This window comes from Oleomonas cavernae (assembly GCF_003590945.1).
Taxonomy (GTDB): domain Bacteria; phylum Pseudomonadota; class Alphaproteobacteria; order Zavarziniales; family Zavarziniaceae; genus Zavarzinia; species Zavarzinia cavernae.
This window is the reverse complement of the sequence record NZ_QYUK01000008.1, coordinates 30,515-47,431: the sequence shown is the minus strand read 5'-3', so window position 1 is coordinate 47,431 and position 16,917 is coordinate 30,515. Positions and strand designations below refer to the sequence as shown.

Below are 16,917 nucleotides of genomic sequence, written 5' to 3'. Positions count from 1 at the left end.
AAAATCAACTAATTTGGTTGAATTCAGCAATCAATGAGGAGTCGTTCATGACCGATCTGGCCGGCGAGGTTCGGCGCTTCAATCGCTTCTACACCCGTGCCGGCGGCATCCTGGGCGAAAGCTTGCTGGGCAGCGATTTTTCCCTGACCGAGGCGCGCGTCCTCTACGAACTGGCGCAAGGCGGCGAGATCAGTGCCGTCGATCTGAAAGAGCGCCTGAATATCGATGCCGGCTATCTCAGCCGCATGCTGAAACAGTTCGAGCGGCGCGGCCTGATCCGGCGCGAGCCCGCGCCGGCCGATCGCCGGCGCGCGCATGTGGTGCTGACCGGGGAGGGGCAGGCGGCATTCGCCGCGCTCGACCGGCGGTCCCAGCAGGCCGCCGCCGACCTGCTACAGCCCCTGGCGCCACAGGACCAGGCAAGGTTGGTGCAGGCGATGGTGTCGATCCAGCAATTGCTGGCGCCGCCGGGGGCCGCGCGCCGCCCGGTGATGACCCTGCGTCCGCATCGGCCGGGCGACATGGGCTGGGTCATCGGTCGCCATGGGGCGCTCTATGCCCAGGAATACGGCTGGGACGAAACCTTCGAGGCTTTCGTGGCCGAGATTGCCGCGCGCTTCATCCAGCAATTCGACCCCGTGAAAGAACGCTGCTGGATCGCCGAATTGGCCGGCGAGCGCGTCGGCTGCATCTTTCTGGTCAAAGACAGCGATGCGGTCGCCAAGCTGCGCATGCTGCTGGTCGATCCCGCCGCCCGCGGCCACGGCCTGGGCCGCACCCTGGTCGCCGAATGCTTGGCGTTTGCCCGCGATGCCGGTTACGCCCGGGTCAGGCTATGGACCAACGACATCCTCCACGCCGCCCGCAAGCTTTACGTCGACGCCGGCTTCCGCCTGACCGAGACCGAACACCACCGCAGCTTCGGCCAGGATCTGGTCGGCCAGACCTGGGAACTGGATTTGTGACATTGGACACCGCCGTTCCCCACCCCTGGCGTCATCCCGGACTTGATCCGGGATCCATGCCGATACCGCGCGAGCACTTGGTCCTGGTGCACAGGGCCTCATGTCACGATGGATCCCGGATCAAGTCCGGGATGACGAAAGTGGAGAGCGGCCCCTATTTCGTCCTGGTCTCGAGCGTCTTGAGGCTGGCGGCGATCGCATCGCGGATATCGCCCTTGGGGGCGACGGCCAGGGCCGCCTGCCAGTCGGCCTTGGCGCCGTCGCGGTCGCCGGCGAGCAGGCGGATGCGGCCGCGTTCCAGCAGGATGGCGGGATCCTTGGGGGCGAGCGCCAGGGCCTTGTCGGCCGCGGTCCGGGCTTCCGGCAGCTTGCCCAGCTCGCGCAGGGCGGTGGCGAACAGCAGCATCAGCTCGGGGTCGTCGTTCTCGATCTGGGTTGCGGCATCGAGGTCGCGCACCGCCTGCGGCCAGTGGCGCAGGGCGGCGTGGGCGCGGGCGCGGTCGGCCAGCAACTGGGCATCGTTGGGCGTCACGCTCAAGGCCCGGTCGAAGGCCCGGACGGCCAGGTCCGGCTTGCCGTCCAGCATCCGCACATTGCCGAGCTGGCCCAGCAGCGCCGCCGACTCATGCTGGTCCCCGATCTGGTCGATCAGGCGGTTGAGGCGGTCGGCCGCGGCGCCGTAACGCTTCAGCGCCACCTCGGCCAGCACCGTGCAATGCTGGGCCGCGGGATCGTCCGTGGTCTTGGTCCAGGCCAGGGCGGCGGAATAGGCATCGCCCGGCGCCTTGTCGATCATGGCGACGCATTCGCTGTAGGTCATGGCCAGGGCGGGCGTGGCCGCCAGCATCAGGGCCAGCACGGCGGCGGCGCGCGTTACTTGTTTCAGTGGCTGCATGGCGCCTACAGTCCTTCGTCGCTTCGCCTGATGCAAGACCGCGCATGAAATCCAACGGCCCCCGTCTGTTCTGCTTCGGCCTCGGCTACAGTGCGCTGGCCCTGGCCGGCCGGTTGCGCGCGCGCGGCTTTGCCATCGCCGGCACGGTGCGCACGCCCGACAAGGTGCCGGCCTTGCAGGCCCGAGGCTTCGATGTCCACCTTTTCGACCGGGGCCGGCCGCTGGCCGATTTTGCCGGGGCGCTGGCGGGGGCGAGCCATATTCTGTCCTCGGTGCCGCCCGATGGCGGCGGCGATCCGGTGATCGATCTGCATGGGGATGACCTGTTGCTGCTCGGCGGCATCGAATGGGCCGGCTATCTTTCGACCACCGGCGTATACGGCGATCGTGGCGGGAATTGGGTCGACGAGGACTCGCCGCTCGATCCCGGCACGGATCGGGGCGCGCGCCGTGTCGCGGCCGAGGCGGCCTGGGCAGGCACCGGCCTGCCGGAGCACCTGTTCCGCCTGGCGGGGATCTACGGCCCGGGGCGCAACCCGATGGTCGGGCTGCGCGCCGGTACCGCCCGCTGCGTGGTCAAGCCCGGCCAGATCTTCAGCCGCATCCATGTCGACGATATCGCCGCCGTGCTGGAAGCCTCGATCGATCGGCCGGCGCCGGGCCGTGCCTACAATGTCTGCGACGACGAGCCGGCACCGCCGTGGGAAGTGATCGAATATGCGGCCGCGCTGATCGGCATGGATCCGCCGCCCCGCGTGCCCTTCGAGGCCGCGGAACTGAGCCCGATGGGGCGCAGCTTCTGGACCGAGTCCAAGCGCGTCTCCAACCAGCGCCTGCACCGGGAACTGGGCGTGCGCTTGGCCTACCCGACCTATCGCGAGGGGCTGGCCGCGATCCTGGCCCGGGAGGCAGGCGATGGCGACCCCGGTTCCCTTTGATATCGCCGAGCGCCAACAGGCGCTGGCCGCCCAGCGCCGTCAGGCGATCGAGGATGCGGTGCCCGGCACCACGGGCGAGGTGATCGCCCGGGTCGTCAACGGCTTCGACGAGCAGGCGCTGAAATTGATCGATGCCGGCGTGGCCATGGGCGACCGCCTCGATCACGCCCTGCTGGCGGCGGCACGGACCAACCGCGGCAACCTGATGCAGAAGCTGATCGCCCGTGGCGCCCCCTTCGCGGAGATGGAGGCCGAAGTCTACGGCGCCGCAGCCGCGCAGGGTTCCATCGCCGTGTTGCGGGCCCTGGGCGATTGCGATCCCAATGCCCCGGATGCCCTGGGTTGGCCGCCGCTGTTCCATGCCGCGGTGAACGGCCAGTCGATGGCGCTCGATCATCTGCTGGATGCCCGCGCCGATCGCCATCTCCGCGATCCGCAAGGTTTCACCGCCGCCGGCCGCGCCGCCAGGGCCGGCCAGCACGCGATCGCCGACCGGCTGAAGCCGATGGACCTGCCACCGGACCTCGAAACGCTCGACCTGGCCAGCCTCGACAATCTGTTCATCGCGGCGGCCAGGGGTAACCGGCCCAGTGCCTTCGAGCCGCTGATCCGGGCTGGTGCCGATCTGTCCGTCCTGGGCGGCAAGGCCCTGTGCGCCGCGGCCGGGGCCGGCGCGATCGATGCGGTGCGCCGCCTGCTGGTCTTCGAAGTGCCGGTGATGGCGGCGGGCGAGGGGGGCGAGCATGCGCTGCTGGCGGCCGGCCGCGTAGCCTTCGGCAACGAGGCGCTGATCGACCTGCTGATGGCCTGGGGGGCCGAGGGCGAGGTGGCGCAACTGAAGGCCGAAGGCCTCCACGGCTCGGCCGCGCGCGTGGCAAGGGGGCTGGCCACCAGGGCCCTGTTCAAGGCGGTGTGGGACGACAGCGCGGCGGGCATCGCGGCGGCGATCGCTGACGGCGCCGATGTCAACGGGCGGCTGTGTTTCGCCGTGACCTATCTGGAGGGGCGGCGCTACGAGGGCAGCGATAGCGCCTTGATCCGGGCGGCGGCAACCGGCCGGATCAAGGCCGTCGAGCAATTGCTCAAGGTGCCCGGCGTCGACCTCGACGCCGAATCCGGGCTGCCCTTCGATACGGCCCTGATGCGGGCGGTGAATTTCGGTGCGCGCGAGATCGCCTTGATGCTGGTGACGGCCGGGGCCGATCCGCGCCGGCCCGGGCGCCTGACCGGCCGTTCGCCGCTCGATGTCGCGGTCATGCAGAACGACCTGATGCTGATCGGCCGCTTCAAACGCTGGCGTGGAGGACAACCATGAGAGCCGACCGCTTGGACCATCTGATCTGGGCTGCGGGCGATCTTGGCGCCGGCATCGACGCGCTCGAGGCCCTGTCCGGGGTTCGGGCTGCGGTCGGCGGCCGCCATCCGGGCTTTGGCACGCGCAACGCCCTGGCCGCCCTGGGACCGGGGCTGTATCTCGAAATCCTGGCACCGGACCCGGCGCAGGACAGGGCCGGAACCCTGGGCGGGCTGATCGAGGCCTATGACCGGCCCGGCCTGATCGGTTGGGCCGCGACCGGCACCGACCTGCCGGACCGTGCCACACGCCTGCCCGCCCTGGGCCTGGCCAGCCCCGGCGCGGTCGCCATGGAACGGACACGGCCCGACGGGGTGCGCCTCACCTGGTCGATCCTGGGAATCGGCGGGCATCCGTTCGGTGTGCTGGTGCCTTTCCTGATCGACTGGCAGGGCTCGCCCCATCCCTCCCTGGTGGCGCCGGCCGGGCTCTCGCTGGTGTCGTTTTCCCTGCGCAGCCCGAAATCCGACGATGTGAGACGGCTGCTCGGCGCGCTGGGCATCGAGGTGGTGGTGACGGCCGGCGAACCCCAGCTTTCCGCGACGCTACGCGGCCCCAAGGGCTCGTTCACGCTCGAGACGGTGGGCACCTTGCCCGGGCGGACATTCGGCCTGTGAGCCCTCGATGCCTCTTGCCGGCTGCGGCCGGCCTGCTATTTGTCACTCGTTGCGCAAAAAACAACGAGGGGGCTAACCCAAATGTCTATCGCCGTACTCTGTATCCTGATCGCCGTGCTGTTGCCGCCGGTGACCATGGGCCTGTCTAAATTCTCGTCCGTCGGTTCCTATGACAATGCCAGGCCGCGCGACTGGGCGGCGACCCAGACCGGCTGGCGGCTGCGCGCCTACTGGGCGCAGAACAACCACTTCGAAGCCCTGCCGGGCTTTGCCGCCGCCGTCATCCTGTGCCTGATCGCCGGTATCGACCGGGCCTGGCTCGACCAGTGGGCGATGATCTTCATCGCCATTCGCCTGGTCTACACCGTGATCTATCTCGCCGGCATCGCCCCCTTGCGCACCCTGGTGTGGCTGGGCGGCGCGGCCGTGGTGATCTGGATGTTCATCAAGGCCGGCATGGCCCTGGCGACCGTCGCACCGGTTTGAGTGACAACACCCTTCCCGCCATGCGACGGGAAGGGTGACTTACGGCGCGGCCGGTGTCTGCTTGATGCAGACCGGCTCCCCCGTACCCGGGTCATGGCAGGACCACTCCGGCCCAAAGCCATTATTGTGATGTGGCGATACCGGATCGTGAATGCCGAACCATGCGGCGACGAGTGCCCCGGCAACGAGGGGGGTACCGTACAGCGTCCATCGCCGGGCACGGGGCCAATCGCGCCAGCGAAGCGCTTTCGCAATCTCGACCGCCGGCGCTATGGCAAGCGCGGCGAGGATTGCGGCAAGCGCAAGGAACATGTCGATGATCCCGTCACGGTGCGTCCTTGCAGTGTATCGATGATCACGTCGCCCGGAAAGGACGTGGTGGGCCCCTGCGGTCGGCCGAGCGTCAGCAGCTTCGCCGTCGTTCTCCCTCTCCGCCGCTTGCGGGGGAGAGGGAAGGGGCCCATCGCGTCAGCGATGGGAAGGGTGAGGTGGTGGTTGGGAAGAGCGCGCCCTGCGCCGTCGACCCACCTCACCCAACCCTCTCCCCCCTGAAGGGCGGAGAGGGCTACCAAGGCCCCACATCCGTCATCCCGGCGCAGGCCGGGATCCATTGCGACGTCGCGCGTTGCCCCAGAATGGATCCCGGCCTGCGCCGGGATGACGATGTAGAATTTCCCACTCCGTCGTGTGGCGTCGGAGAGGGAGATTTGGTCAGTTGCCGCCTTCCAGCAGGCGGCGGGCGATGACGTTGGCCTGGATTTCGGCGGCACCCTCGAAGACGTTCAGGATGCGGGCATCGCACAGCACGCGGCTGATCGGGTATTCCTCGGCGTAACCATTGCCGCCATGGATCTGCAGGGCGTTGTCGGCGGTCGCCCAGGCGACGCGGGCCGCCAAGAGCTTGGCCATGCCGGCTTCCAGGTCGCAGCGCCGCTCGGCATCCTTCTCGCGCGCGGCAAAGAAGGTGATCTGGCGGGCGATCATGATTTCGACCGCGGCCCAGGCCAGCTTGCCGAAGACGCGCGGGAAGGCATAGATCGGCTTGCCGAACTGCACCCGGTCGAGGGCATAGCGCAGGCCCAGTTCCAGCGCCGCCTGGGCGACGCCGACGGCACGTGCCGCGGTCTGGATGCGGGCGGATTCGAAGGTGGTCATCAACTGCTTGAAGCCCTGGCCTTCCTGCTGGCCCAGCAGGTTTTGCGCCTTCACCTCGAAACCGTCGAAGCCGATCTCGTATTCCTTCATGCCGCGGTAGCCCAGCACCTTGATCTCGCCGCCGGTCATGCCCGGTGTCGGGAAGGGCCTGGCGTCGTCGCCGCGCTGCTTCTCGGCCAGGAACATCGACAGGCCCTTGTAACCCGGCTCGGTCGTGTCGGTGCGGGCCAGCAGGGTCATGACGTCGGCGCGGGCCGCGTGGGTGATCCAGGTCTTGTTGCCGGTCACCTTGTAGACGTCGCCGTCCTTCACCGCGCGGGTGCGCAGCGAGCCGAGGTCGGAACCGGTGTTGGGTTCGGTGAAGACCGCGGTCGGCAGCAATTCGCCGCTGGCGATCAGGGGCAGCCACTTTTCCTTCTGGTCCTGGGTGCCGCCGGCCATGACGAGCTCGCAAAAGATCTCCGCGCGGGTGCCCAGGGACCCGACGCCGATGTAACCGCGCGAGAGCTCCTCGGTCACCACGCACATGGCGGTCTTGCCCAGGCCGTGGCCGCCGAATTCCTCGGGCAGGGTCAGGCCGAAGACGCCCAGCTCGGCTAGTTCCGAGATCACCGACAGGGGGATGAACTCGTCCTTCAGGTGCCATTCGTGGGCGAAGGGGATGACCTTGTCCTCGGCGAAGCGGCGGAAGCTGTCGCGCACCATCGCCATGGTCTCGTCCAGCCCCAAGTCGCCGAAGCCCGAGGCCAGGCCGTCCTTGATGCCATCGGCGATTTCGGCCCGCACGGCCGCGGTATTGCCGGCATGGATGAAGGCGGCAACGCCCGCGTCGGCCAGGTAGACGCCGACCTGCTCGTCGGTCAGGCCGTAGTCGGCGGGGCGAACCACTTCGCCCTGGCTCATGGGAATGCCGCCCTCGATCTGGGCGCAGTATTCGCCAAAGCCCGCCTGGAGGATCAGGGTCTCGAGCCGGCTGAGCTTGCCGTCGACCTTCAGCGTCTCCGCCCAGTGCAGGAGCTGGCGCAGGCTTTCCACATAGGTGGCGAGCCAGGCCAGGCCGTGGGCCGCGAACTGTTCGGCTTCGAGCTTGGCGGCAGAGACCTTGCCGTTCACCGCGACCTTGTCGAGCACGGCGCTTTTGGCATGGGCGAGAAGACGATCGGCCGCCTCCACCGCTTGGGCCCCTTTGCCCAACAGGTCGGTGATGACGATGTCGGCAGGGGTTGCAGCAGTGGCGGCCAAACTCATCTTCTCGCTCCTAGACTTGTATCAGCGGATCGGGTCAGGCCGACTGGCCGGCCTCGATCGCGTCTTCGATCGTGCGCAGGCCGGGGTACTTGGCGGACACGAGAACCGCCATGTTGCCGGGCTTGTGCTGGTTCTTCCACATCTTGGTGTGCGCACGGGGAATATCGGCCCACGAGAACACTTCCGACATGCACGGGTCGAGGCGCCGTTCGATGACGAGCTGGTTGGCCTGGCTCGCCTGCATCAGGTTGGCGAAGTGGCTGCCCTGGATGCGCTTCTGGCGCATCCACACGAAGCGCGCGTCGAAGGTGATGTTGAAGCCCGACGTGCCGGCGCAGAACACCACCATGCCGCCGCGCTTCACCACGAAGGTGGAGACGGGGAAGGTTGCTTCGCCGGGATGCTCGAAGACGAAGTCGACGTCGTTGCCCTTGCCGGTGATGTCCCAGATCGCCTTGCCGAACTTGCGCGCCTCTTTCATGAAGGCGTCATATTCGGGCGAATTGACCTTGGGCAACTGCCCCCAACACTTGAAGTCGTTGCGGTTGATCACGCCCTTGGCGCCCAGCGACATCACGAACTCGCGCTTGGACTCGTCGGAAATGATGCCGATCGGATTGGCGCCCGAGATCGAGATGAGCTGGATCGCCATCGAGCCCAGGCCGCCCGAGGCGCCCCAGACCAGGACGTTGTGGCCCGGGCGCAGGATGTGCGGGCGATGGCCGAACAGCATGCGGTAGGCGGTGGCCAGCGTCAGCGTGTAGCAGGCGCTTTCTTCCCAGGTCAGGTGGCGCGGGCGGGCCATCAACTGGCGCGCCTGGATCACGGTGAACTGGGCGAAGGAGCCGTCGGCCGTCTCGTAGCCGTAGATGCGCTGGCTGGGCGAGAACATCGGGTCGCCGCCATTGCATTCCTCGTCGTCGCCGTCATCCTGGTTGCAGTGAACCACGACCTCGTCGCCGACCTTCCAGCGCTTCACCTTGGCGCCGACCTTCCAGACGATGCCCGAGGCGTCGGAGCCGGTGATGTGGTAGTTCTTCTTGTGTACGTCGAAGGTCGACACGGGGATGCCGAGGCCGGCCCAGACGCCGTTGTAATTGACGCCGGCGGCCATCACGAACAGCAGCACTTCGTCTTCGCCGATTTCGGGCGTGGGCATCACTTCAAGCTGCATCGCCTGTTCGGGCGGGCCCTGGCGGTCGCGCCGGATGACCCAGGCGTACATGCTCGCGGGGACATGACCCAGCGGCGGAATCTCGCCTACTTCGTACAGATCCTTGATCGGCCGGGTGTCCGCGGTCGTCTGGACCTGGCTCGTCGTGCTCACCGCCATCGCTAAAATTCCTCACGCTCCGTCGGGTTGTGTCGTCGGGCTGATTTTTCTTCCCGCTTGCCGGTTGTGCTCTCGGTTTTTCTGCCTTCTGCCGAGACTCCGGATAGGGGCGGAGTTTTGGATCGGGCGTTGATCAGTTGCAAGTTTATTTTGCGTCGCACAACATGCTAATTGAATAATATGGCATTGAACATGGGTCGAAAGAGCAACGTCCACCTTGGAAACGGCGCTTTTCGAGCCACAAAGTTGCGAGACTGGGGATTTCAGCGATGGGTGACATGAAGCGTGAAGCAGCCGAAACCGGGGCGGCCAAAGTGTCGCGGGACGAGCCCTGGCTGATCCGCACCTATTCAGGACATTCGTCGGCTGCCGCGTCCAATGCTCTTTATCGCACAAACCTGGCGCGCGGACAAACAGGACTGTCAGTAGCCTTCGACCTGCCGACCCAGACCGGCTATGACGCCGACCATGTGCTGGCGCGGGGCGAGGTGGGCAAGGTCGGCGTGCCGATCAGCCACCTGGGCGACATGCGCACCCTGTTCGACAGCATCCCGCTGGGCCGCATGAACACCTCGATGACGATCAATGCGACGGCGGCCTGGCTGCTGGCGCTCTATATCGCCGCGGCCGAGGAGCAGGGGGTCAAGCGCTCGGACCTGCAAGGCACGACCCAGAACGACATCATCAAGGAATATCTGTCGCGCGGGACCTACATCTTCCCGCCCCAGCCCTCGATGCGCCTGATCGCCGACGTCATTTCCTTCACCTACAAGGAAGTGCCCAAGTGGAACCCGATGAACGTCTGCTCCTATCATTTGCAGGAAGCGGGTGCCACGCCGGTGCAGGAACTGGCCTATGCCCTGGCCACCGCGACCTCGGTGCTCGACGCGGTGAAACAGGCAGGCCAGGTGCCCGCCGCCGACTTCCCCAAGGTGGTGGGACGCATCTCGTTCTTCGTCAATGCCGGCATCCGCTTCCTCACGGAAGTGTGCAAGATGCGCGCCTTCACCGAACTGTGGGACGAGATCACGCTCGATCGCTACGGCGTCACCGACGAGCGCTTCCGCCGCTTCCGCTACGGCGTGCAGGTGAACAGCCTTGGCTTGACCGAGCAGCAGCCGGAGAACAACGTCTACCGCATCCTCCTGGAGATGCTGGCGGTTACCCTGTCCAAGGATGCCCGTGCCCGCTCGGTGCAGTTGCCGGCCTGGAACGAGGCGCTGGGCCTGCCGCGCCCGTGGGACCAGCAGTGGTCGCTGCGCTGCCAGCAGATCCTGGCCTTCGAAACCGACCTCCTGGAATTCGGCGACATCTTCAACGGCTCGACCGAGATCGGCCGCAAGGTCGCCGAACTCAAGGCGCAGGCGAGCGAGGAACTGGCCCGGATCGAGGCCATGGGCGGCGCCATCCCGGCGGTCGAAGCCTCCTACATGAAGCAGCGCCTGGTCGAGAGCAACGCCAAGCGTTTCGCCGCCATCGAATCGGGCGAGATGACCGTGGTCGGCGTGAACAAGTTCATCGAGACGGCGCCCAGCCCGCTCTCGGGCGGCGACGCCGGCTCGATCCTGGTGGTCGACGACAAGGCCGAGCATGACCAGATCGAAAGCCTGAAGGCCTGGCGCGCCAGCCGCGACGACGCCAAGGTGAAGGCTGCCCTGGCCGAGCTGCGCCGGGCCGCGGTCGAAGGCCGCAACATCATGGAACCCTCCATCGCCGCCGCCCATGCGGGCGTCACCACCGGCGAGTGGGGGGCCACCTTGCGCGAGGTCTTCGGCGAATATCGTGCGCCCACGGGTGTCGCCCGGGCGGCCTCGGCGCCGGCGGGCGATCTCGATGCCGTGCGCCTCAAGGTCGACGCGGTCTCGGCCAAGCTGGGCCGGCGGCTGAAATTCCTGGTCGGCAAGCCCGGCCTGGACGGCCATTCCAACGGTGCCGAGCAGATAGCCGTGCGCGCCCGCGATGCCGGCATGGAAGTGGTCTACGAGGGCATCCGCTCGACCCCGGCGCAGATCGTCAATGCCGCCCTGGAAGAAGGCGTGCATGTCATCGGCCTGTCGATCCTCTCGGGCAGCCATGTCGCCCTGGTGGCCGACGTCATGGAGAAGATGCGCGAGGTGGGCCTGGTCGACGTGCCGGTCGTGGTCGGCGGCATCATCCCGCCGGAAGACGAGGCCAAGCTGAAGGCCTCGGGCGTCGCCCGCGTCTATACCCCCAAGGACTACCAGATGACCGACATCATGGCCGACATCGTCGACCTGATCGACACCCTGCCGATCGCCGCCTGACGCACACCGCAAGCCCTCTCCTCCTGGGAGGCGGAGAGGGCTACTTGTGACGACGGTCATTTTCCCCTGCCGCGTTTCGTGGTGTCCTGATCGTCGGCGCAATGCGTTCGGGGGGAAATCGTGGCCAATTGGAAAGACACCAAGCCTGTCGGTCAGTTCGACAACATGGCGTGCTGGGCCGCCAGCACGTCCTGGTGGTTGAAGGCGCTGGGGGGCGGGCGGCCGCAATTGACCCAGACGGACCTGATCGTCCAGTACACCAAATACTGCGACGACGACGGCGGCATGCCGCACAACACCTTCATGAACAGCATGGCGAAGGAGGCGCGCTTCATGATGAAGTCGGCCTATTCGCCGACCTCGATGTTCGCCAACTCGCCCCTGCTGCTGGGCGACCGGCCAGTGATCATCGTCTTCACCTACCCCCTGCTGGGCGGCACGCACATGAACGTGATCTTCGACCAGGACGCGTCCAAGCGCACGGTCACGGCGATGGAGCCCTATCACCCGTACCCGGGAACCGATGGCAGTCGCACCGGTCAGTTCATCGAACGACCGGAAACCTTCTACCTCAAGGGGTCGGTTATCGGCCTGGTGCGCGCGGCGTAAGGCTGGCCTCGATCAGGCGGTCAGCGGCTTCCGCCAGGGCGCCGGCCGGCCCGTCGCCGTCGCCGAACAACTGTCCGGTGACATAGGCGCCTTCGAGCAGCAGGTGGAGGCCGTCGCCCAAGGTATCGGGCGACGGCGCGCCTATCTGCGCCGCCATTTCCCGCAGGCGCCGGCGCAATTCGCGCTTGTTGGCCTCGGCCACCAGGCGGGCGGGGTGATCGGGTTCGGGATATTCGACGGCGGCATTGGTCAGGCCGCAGCCGCGATAGGCCGGGCAGGCGGCCCGCGTCCCCACACCTTCGAAAAAAAGCGCAAGCTGCGCCCGCGGGTCGCCCGGCCGGGCGGCGACGGCATCGTCGAAACGCTCCCAGAATTCGCGGTCGTAGTCCTGGAGATAGGCGGCCGCCAACTCGTCCTTGGAGGCGAAGCTGCGATACAGGCTGGGCTTGGTGACACCGGCGCGATTGACGATCTCGTCGACGCCGACGGCGCGGATGCCCTGGCGATAGAACAGCTCGCGCGCCATGGCGCGAATCCGGTCCGCCGCCCGCTGGGGCGGTACGGCCGGTACCGGCATTGACGATTTTACCATGCTGCCCTGCTCACCAAACCGCTTGACGATGTGACTGACCGGTACGTATAGATCGTGACCGTCTGCTACGTACCGGTCAGTCACATGAATATAATCCGTCGGCGGCCGTTTGGCCAGAACTACGCTTTTGTCGTGATCGGGGTGATCTTCCTCTGCCTCCTGGCGGCGGCGGGCCTGCGTTCCGCGCCCGGTGTGCTGATCCTGCCCCTGGAACAGGCGTTCGGCTGGAGCCGGGACACGATCTCGCTTTCGGCGGCCATCGGCATCTTCATCTACGGTTTCGTCGGGCCCTTCGCCGCGGCCCTGATGGCCAGCTTCGGCGTGCGCCGGACCCTGGTCTGCGCCCTGGCGCTGATGTCGGCATCGACCGCCTCCAGCCTGCTGATGACCGAGCCCTGGCACCTGGTCCTGACCTGGGGCGTGCTCTCGGGGCTGGGCTCGGGCTGTGTCGCCATTGTCCTGGGGGCGACCATCGTCAACCGCTGGTTTGTCAAGAATCGCGGGCTGATGATGGGCCTGCTGACCGCCAGCACGGCGACCGGCACCTTGATCTTCCTGCCGGCCCTGGCCGCCCTGGCCCAGGCCGGCGGCTGGGAACCGGTGGTCCTGGCGGTGGCGATCGCTTCGGCGGTCCTGATCCCGCTGGCCTGGTTCCTGGTCCCGGAACGGCCGCGTGACATCGGCGTTCGCCCCTATGGCGCCGAGGCCGACGAAGCCGCGGTGCCGCCGGCCGCCGGCAGCCTGCTGTCGCGCACCTTCGGCGTGCTGCGCCGGGCCATGAAGCGGCGGGTGTTCTGGTACCTGTTCGCGACCTTCTTCATCTGCGGCTTCACCACCAACGGCCTGATCGGCACGCACCTGATCGCCCTGTGCGGCGACCAGGGCATCCCGGAGGTCCAGGCGGCGGGCCTGCTGGCGGTGATGGGGATTTTCGATCTGGTCGGCACCACCCTGTCGGGCTGGCTGACCGACCGCTACGACCCGCGCAAGCTGCTGTTCGTCTATTACGGCCTGCGCGGCCTGTCGCTGATCTACCTGCCGTTCTCGGATTTCTCGTTCTACAGCCTGTCGATCTTCGCGGTGTTCTATGGCCTGGACTGGATCGCCACGGTGCCGCCGACCCTGCGGCTGACGACGGAGGCCTTTGGCGAAGTGGATGCCCCGGTGGTGTTCGGCTGGGTGGTGGCCGGTCATCAACTGGGGGCGGCCAGCGCGGCGTTCTTCGCCGGCTATATGCGCACCATCCAGGGCAACTATCTCGAGGCCTTCGTCCTGGCCGGGCTGACGGGCCTGGCGGCGGCGGTCATTTCCCTGATGATCAGAAGCCGGCAGCCGCTGCCCGTGGCTGCCTGAACGAAACAAGGCCCACCGCGAGGTGGGCCTTGTTCACGAATTGGCGTTGAAGTGGCTCAGCTGCACTTCTCGGCGACGATCTTGGCGCTGAGATCCGTGCCCTTGGTGGCCAGCTCCTGGGCACGCTTCTGGATTTCGGCGAGCTTTGTCGCATCGGTGCCGGCCGCGGTGGTATCGGCGGTCAGCTTCTGGGCGTCCTCGGCCAATTTGGTGGCCTGGGCCTTCAAATCGTCACAGGTGCTGTTGCCGCAAGCCGAAAGGGCTGCGAGGCCCACGATGGCGACTCCAGCGAGAACAAGACGACGCATGGGAATTCCCCTCCTGTTTGGGATGCCGACTCGATCATCGGCTCCGCGGCACATGTTAACCGTGTGTGCCTCGCCGACAAGGTCGGTTTCAGCAGTAGCGCTATCACGATGGCCGATCAGTGAGCCACGTCACACCGTCAGCACTGTCCGGCCGACCACCTTGCCGGCCTTGAGGTCGGCCAAGGCGTCGCTGGCCTGCGCCATGGGCCGCAGGGTGACCGGAATGGCGGCGACCTTGCCCGACTGAACCAAGGCCAGCAGTTGGGTAAGCTCGGCCAGGCTGCCGACATAGGATCCCATCACGGCGATGCCGTTCCACGGGAACATCGGGATGGGCAGAGTGAAGGCGCCGCCGAACAGGCCGACCACCACCGCGCTGCCGCCCCGGCGCAGGGCCTTGACGGCAAGCTGCAAGGTGGACTCGGCGCCGACGAAATCGAAGGCCGCGTGGACGCCGCCGAATTCGCGCTGCAGGCGGGTCAGGCTCTCTTTCTCGCGCGGATCGAGGACGGCGGCGGCGCCGGCGGCCAGGGCCGCCTCGGCTTTCACCGGATCGATCTCGGCCACGATCAGCGGTGCTTGCGGGTAGAGCGCCTTGGCCATCTGGATCGCCATCAGCCCGACGCCGCCGGCGCCGATGATCAGCAGGGGATCGCCCGCGCCGGCTGGCGGAATCTTGTGCAGCGCGGAAAACGCGGTCAGGCCCGAGCAGGCCAGCGGCCCGGCGCGATTCTCGTCGATCCCGGCGTAATCCAGCACATAGCGCGGGTGCGGCACCAGCACCGTATCGCCAAAGCCGCCTTCGACGTTGACGCCCAGGTGCCGGCTCTTGGGGCACAGGTGTTCCAGCCCCGGGCGCAGGTCGGGCAGGCGCCGCAGCCGATCCAGGGATAGACCACGCGGGCATCGCCGACCGCCACCCCCTCGGCCGCCGGGCCGGTGGCGACGACGGTGCCGACGATCTCATGGCCCAGGGTGAAGGGCAGCTTGCGGTTGGCGCGGATGTCGGCGCGATTGCCGCCGCCTAAATCGAAGAAGCCCTCGTGAATATGCACATCGGAATGACAGACGCCGCAGCGCGTGACGCGCACCAGAACCTCGCTACCCTGGGGCACCGGGTCGGGTTCGACCACTTCGCACAGCGGGGCACCGTACTCGACCATCTTCTGGCGTTTCATCGACGCATCCTCTCCTCTTATGCCCGGCAAGGTAGGGGAGGCGGCCGGCGCCGTCGAGAGGCTGTGTCAGACCCGCTGCACCGGCCCCGGATAGGCCGCCAGCACCGCGTCGGCTGTGACGAGAGGGATCCCTTCGGCAATCGCCTGGGCGAGCAGGATGCGATCGAACGGGTCCTTGTGCAGGGGCGGCAGATCCATCAACGCCAAGGCGTGCCGACCGTCCACGGCAAGTTCGAGGTAGCCGTTGTCGAGCAGGCCGCGACGGAATTGATGTGGCTCGACCCGGAAATCCGACCGCCCCAAACCATGCTTGATGACGATCTCCCACAGGCTGGCGGCACTGAACATGGGTTCGGTCTGGGGGGCTTCGATCAGTTCTCGGGCCGCATCGGAAAGCTTGTCCGGCTGCCCGGCCGCCCATAGCAGCAACTGGGTGTCGAACAGCAGTTTCATGCCTGACCGTCGAACAATTGCTCGATTTCATCGCGACCCATCTGGTCGAAATCGTCGGGAACGGCAATCTCGCCGGCCAGGAAGCCCACCCGTTTCATCGCGCGGGCCTCCGGCGCGTCGATCGCCATGACCTTCACCATGGGTTTGCCCGCTTTGGCGATGACAAATGACTCGCCCCTCGCCGCCTGTTCGATCAGGCGCGAAAGATGGGTTTTCGCCTCGTGGATGTTGACCGTCCGCATTGCGTTCTCGCTAAACTAAGTCCTGTTAGTCTAGTTCAATTGGCGCTTCATGCAAGCCCAGCCTTTTGCGCAACTGCGCCGGCGTGGCGCCGGCTTCGCGCATGGCGGCCAGGGTCAGGGCGCGGTCGCGCTTGGCCAGGCGGGCACCGTCGTCGCCCACCACCAGGCCGTGGTGGCGATAGTCGGGGGTGGGCAGGTCGAGCAAGGCTTGGAGCAGGCGGTGGATGTGGGTGGCCGGGAACAGGTCGACCGCCCGGGTGACCAGAGTGACGCCCTGCAGGGCGTCGTCGACCGTCGCCGCCAGGTGATAGCTGGTCGGGGTTTCCTTGCGGGCCAGGACGACGTCGCCCAGGTCCTGGGGCCGGGCGGCCTGGACCCCTGCCTTCTGGTCGATCCAGGTCAGCTCATGGCCTGCCAGCGCCTGGGCCCGGGCGACGTCCAGCCGCAGGGCGTGGTCCTTGCCCTCGGCCAGGCGCTCGGCCCGGCGGGCGGGGGAGAGGTGCCGGCAGGTGCCGGGTAGAGCGCGCCCGCCGGGCCTTGCGGCGCGCTGGGACTGGCGGCCACTTCCGCGGCAATCTCGGTGCGGGTGCAGAAGCAAGGGTAGATCACCCCCCGGGCCGCAAGCCGGTCGAGGGCGGCGCGATAGTCGGCGAAATGCTCGGACTGCCGGCGAATCGGGCCGTCCCAGCGGAGGCCCAGCCAGGTCAGGTCGTCGATGATCGCGGCCTCGAAGGCCGGCCGGCAGCGGGTCTGGTCGATATCCTCGAGCCGCAGCAGGAAGCGGCCGCCGGCGGCGCGTGCCGCGTCGTGCGCGATCCAGGCGGCATAGGCGTGGCCCAGGTGAAGTCCCCCGTCGGGCTGGGGGCGAAGCGCGTCACGATCAAAGGCGGGAGCATTACGGGTTTT

19 protein-coding genes and 1 pseudogene are annotated in these 16,917 nt (G+C 67.3%); 8 read left to right on the top strand and 12 right to left on the bottom strand.

All coding sequences use genetic code 11. From position 1 onward, the window contains the following. Positions 1-47 precede the first annotated feature (47 nt). A complete protein-coding gene (locus D3874_RS00410; protein WP_119775259.1) occupies positions 48-965 on the top strand; it encodes a bifunctional helix-turn-helix transcriptional regulator/GNAT family N-acetyltransferase in 918 nt (305 codons plus the stop codon). A gap of 154 nt (positions 966-1,119) precedes the next feature. Here D3874_RS00410 and D3874_RS00405 read toward each other — a convergent pair whose 3' ends face one another. Then, positions 1,120-1,860 (bottom strand): tetratricopeptide repeat protein, encoded by a 741-nt coding sequence (locus D3874_RS00405; RefSeq protein ID WP_119775256.1) that lies wholly within the window; start codon positions 1,858-1,860, stop codon positions 1,120-1,122. Between the two features lie 44 nt (positions 1,861-1,904). Between D3874_RS00405 and D3874_RS00400 the strand changes: the two genes are divergently transcribed. The 4 genes from D3874_RS00400 (at position 1,905) to D3874_RS00385 (ending at position 5,255) form a co-directional block, all read left to right on the top strand. Continuing rightward, positions 1,905-2,798, top strand: a complete 894-nt coding sequence (locus D3874_RS00400) for an SDR family oxidoreductase (protein ID WP_119775253.1) — start codon at positions 1,905-1,907, stop codon at positions 2,796-2,798. Beyond that, entirely contained in the window at positions 2,776-4,113 is a 1,338-nt protein-coding gene (locus D3874_RS00395; RefSeq protein WP_119775250.1) for an ankyrin repeat domain-containing protein, read from the top strand. The genes D3874_RS00400 and D3874_RS00395 overlap by 23 nt, the downstream gene beginning before the upstream one ends. Then, positions 4,110-4,769: a VOC family protein gene (locus D3874_RS00390; protein WP_119775247.1), complete on the top strand. Its 660-nt coding sequence runs from the start codon at positions 4,110-4,112 to the stop codon at positions 4,767-4,769. Before D3874_RS00395 ends, D3874_RS00390 begins: the two co-directional genes overlap by 4 nt. A gap of 81 nt (positions 4,770-4,850) precedes the next feature. Next, entirely contained in the window at positions 4,851-5,255 is a 405-nt protein-coding gene (locus D3874_RS00385; protein WP_119775245.1) for an MAPEG family protein, read from the top strand. Between the two features lie 39 nt (positions 5,256-5,294). Here D3874_RS00385 and D3874_RS27770 read toward each other — a convergent pair whose 3' ends face one another. The 3 genes from D3874_RS27770 to ccrA form a co-directional block, all read right to left on the bottom strand. Next, complete coding sequence (locus D3874_RS27770; protein WP_147385468.1) at positions 5,295-5,567, bottom strand: hypothetical protein; 273 nt, start codon at positions 5,565-5,567, stop codon at positions 5,295-5,297. 399 nt (positions 5,568-5,966) lie between these two features. After that, positions 5,967-7,658, bottom strand: coding sequence for an acyl-CoA dehydrogenase family protein (locus D3874_RS00380; protein ID WP_119775242.1), 1,692 nt, complete (start codon positions 7,656-7,658; stop codon positions 5,967-5,969). Positions 7,659-7,692: 34 nt separating this feature from the next. Beyond that, on the bottom strand, positions 7,693-8,991 hold the full coding sequence (gene ccrA / locus D3874_RS00375; RefSeq protein ID WP_119775239.1) for a crotonyl-CoA carboxylase/reductase: 1,299 nt from the start codon (positions 8,989-8,991) through the stop codon (positions 7,693-7,695). 278 nt (positions 8,992-9,269) lie between these two features. Here ccrA and D3874_RS00370 point away from each other — a divergent pair, with 278 nt between their 5' ends. Then, positions 9,270-11,276: a protein meaA gene (locus D3874_RS00370; protein WP_119776610.1), complete on the top strand. Its 2,007-nt coding sequence runs from the start codon at positions 9,270-9,272 to the stop codon at positions 11,274-11,276. Between the two features lie 120 nt (positions 11,277-11,396). Further along, complete coding sequence (locus tag D3874_RS00365; protein ID WP_119775236.1) at positions 11,397-11,885, top strand: hypothetical protein; 489 nt, start codon at positions 11,397-11,399, stop codon at positions 11,883-11,885. Here D3874_RS00365 and D3874_RS00360 read toward each other — a convergent pair. Beyond that, the gene (locus D3874_RS00360) at positions 11,860-12,477 is read right to left on the bottom strand and encodes a TetR/AcrR family transcriptional regulator (protein WP_119775233.1); all 618 of its coding nucleotides are present in this window, start codon (positions 12,475-12,477) and stop codon (positions 11,860-11,862) included. The two genes, D3874_RS00365 and D3874_RS00360, sit on opposite strands and share 26 nt — an antisense overlap. Before the next feature lie 84 nt (positions 12,478-12,561). On the opposite strand from D3874_RS00360, the gene D3874_RS00355 reads away from it, so the two are divergent. Next, on the top strand, positions 12,562-13,830 hold the full coding sequence (locus D3874_RS00355; RefSeq protein ID WP_119775230.1) for an MFS transporter: 1,269 nt from the start codon (positions 12,562-12,564) through the stop codon (positions 13,828-13,830). Positions 13,831-13,886: 56 nt separating this feature from the next. Here the strand turns inward: D3874_RS00355 and D3874_RS00350 are convergent, their stop codons facing one another. From D3874_RS00350 to D3874_RS32345, 7 genes and pseudogenes are all read right to left on the bottom strand, one after another. Beyond that, positions 13,887-14,138: a hypothetical protein gene (locus tag D3874_RS00350; RefSeq protein ID WP_147385467.1), complete on the bottom strand. Its 252-nt coding sequence runs from the start codon at positions 14,136-14,138 to the stop codon at positions 13,887-13,889. A 129-nt stretch (positions 14,139-14,267) separates the two neighbouring features. Then, the gene (locus D3874_RS00345) at positions 14,268-14,921 is read right to left on the bottom strand and encodes a zinc-binding dehydrogenase (protein ID WP_147385466.1); all 654 of its coding nucleotides are present in this window, start codon (positions 14,919-14,921) and stop codon (positions 14,268-14,270) included. Then, positions 14,837-15,316 carry an alcohol dehydrogenase catalytic domain-containing protein gene (locus D3874_RS00340; RefSeq protein WP_119775223.1) on the bottom strand — a complete coding sequence of 160 codons (480 nt, stop codon included), beginning with the start codon at positions 15,314-15,316 and terminating at the stop codon, positions 14,837-14,839. The genes D3874_RS00345 and D3874_RS00340 overlap by 85 nt, the downstream gene beginning before the upstream one ends. A 66-nt stretch (positions 15,317-15,382) precedes the next feature. Continuing rightward, positions 15,383-15,769: a type II toxin-antitoxin system VapC family toxin gene (locus D3874_RS00335; RefSeq protein WP_119775221.1), complete on the bottom strand. Its 387-nt coding sequence runs from the start codon at positions 15,767-15,769 to the stop codon at positions 15,383-15,385. Beyond that, positions 15,766-16,011, bottom strand: coding sequence for a type II toxin-antitoxin system Phd/YefM family antitoxin (locus tag D3874_RS00330; RefSeq protein ID WP_119775219.1), 246 nt, complete (start codon positions 16,009-16,011; stop codon positions 15,766-15,768). Before D3874_RS00330 ends, D3874_RS00335 begins: the two co-directional genes overlap by 4 nt. A 25-nt stretch (positions 16,012-16,036) precedes the next feature. Next, positions 16,037-16,609: a glutamate--tRNA ligase family protein gene (locus tag D3874_RS00325; RefSeq protein WP_338016674.1), complete on the bottom strand. Its 573-nt coding sequence runs from the start codon at positions 16,607-16,609 to the stop codon at positions 16,037-16,039. A gap of 26 nt (positions 16,610-16,635) precedes the next feature. Continuing rightward, positions 16,636-16,827: pseudogene (locus D3874_RS32345) on the bottom strand (glutamate--tRNA ligase family protein); the annotation flags it as partial. Positions 16,828-16,917 lie beyond the last annotated feature (90 nt).